We start from the raw sequence: 1,180 nt of genomic DNA on the forward strand, positions 1-1,180 counted from the left end.
CGGCGATGATCTATTCGCTGATTGTGCGGATCACCGAACGGATTCCCTTCATCAAAGATTTGGTCAAACGCTTGGACTATACAATCAGTCTGCAAGAAGATTTCCGCTATGAAACAGAAGATCTCTATCACAACCCATTAGGAATTTGGGAATTAAGCATTGAAAAATAATGAATGTAACTTATTGTGAATTAAGTTACATTCAAAGACCTTAAATTCAAGTAAAAAAGTATAATAAGTTGCTACCAGAATGGAGATACTTACATGGAAATATGGATACCTTGGCTTGCGACAATTTTGTTCGGATACTTTGCAATTACCAGCTTATATGCCGGCTTGAAGTCCTATAAAAAAGATGAGGAAAGAGAATTTGATGAAGTTTTTTCCTACGACGTTGGAATCCTTAACATTGTTGGGATATTTTTTGCTTTTGTTTTATGGGGAAGTGAAAAACTATTTCCTCAAAAGTTCCAGTTAATAGTTTTTCGGGTAGTGGCTCTTTTAACTTTCTTACTTATGATTGGGCTAATTTATTTATGTTGGCACTTTTTTAGTTAGAATAATGGAGTAGCTAAACAATTTAGAAATGGGAATTTTGAATGTAACATATTGCTAATTAAGTTACATTCATTTCCTTGATTCTACTGAATCACAGCAAACGACTAAGTACACTGAAAAAATGAACCATACACAACAAAAGGAACGAGTAAAACTGACGAGAGCGAATATGGAATTTTTAGAGATTCCAGCACCAACAAAAGTTCCTAAAAAAATGGTTTGAAACTCGATCAACAGTTTCTGTTGATTTTATCAATAGAATATTATATGCTATTCTCATATTCCTAAGCCGTATTTGGCGACGTCTGCCCAGTAGTTGAGCAACGCGCCTTTTCTAACGTTCTGGACCAAGGTCGCGCTCTTTTTCTCGAGGTCTTTCATGTTCTCGGTCATGGTGCGATTCAGCTGGCTCATGCTGGTGTCCAACATGCCCTCGATCTCGCTCATTTTCTGGACGGTCGTTTTGTTGTTCGCTGCCATCTCGCTCTTGCCAGTCTCCAAGTGCTGCAGAAGCTGATTCCCGTAATCGCGCTGCGTGCTCTCGAGCGCTTTCAAAATCGAAATCATCTTTTTTTGCACGTCCTGGCTGACTTTCGTGATTTTCGCCAGTTCGTTGTCCAGCG

The 1,180-nt window shown here is 38.8% G+C and carries 2 protein-coding genes; one reads left to right on the forward strand and one right to left on the reverse strand.

Annotation, left to right across the window (positions count from 1 at the left end; genetic code table 11):
- The first annotated feature begins 263 nt into the window (after window positions 1-263).
- Window positions 264-557 (forward strand): hypothetical protein, encoded by a 294-nt coding sequence (locus ABZ924_RS38740; RefSeq protein ID WP_361920455.1) that lies wholly within the window; start codon window positions 264-266, stop codon window positions 555-557.
- Between the two features lie 276 nt (window positions 558-833).
- Here the strand turns inward: ABZ924_RS38740 and ABZ924_RS38745 are convergent.
- The coding region (locus ABZ924_RS38745) for a hypothetical protein (RefSeq protein ID WP_361920456.1) at window positions 834-1,180 on the reverse strand (347 nt) is incomplete at its 5' end.

Source organism: Streptomyces sp. NPDC046876 (genome assembly GCF_040645035.1).
Lineage (GTDB): Bacteria > Actinomycetota > Actinomycetes > Streptomycetales > Streptomycetaceae > Streptomyces.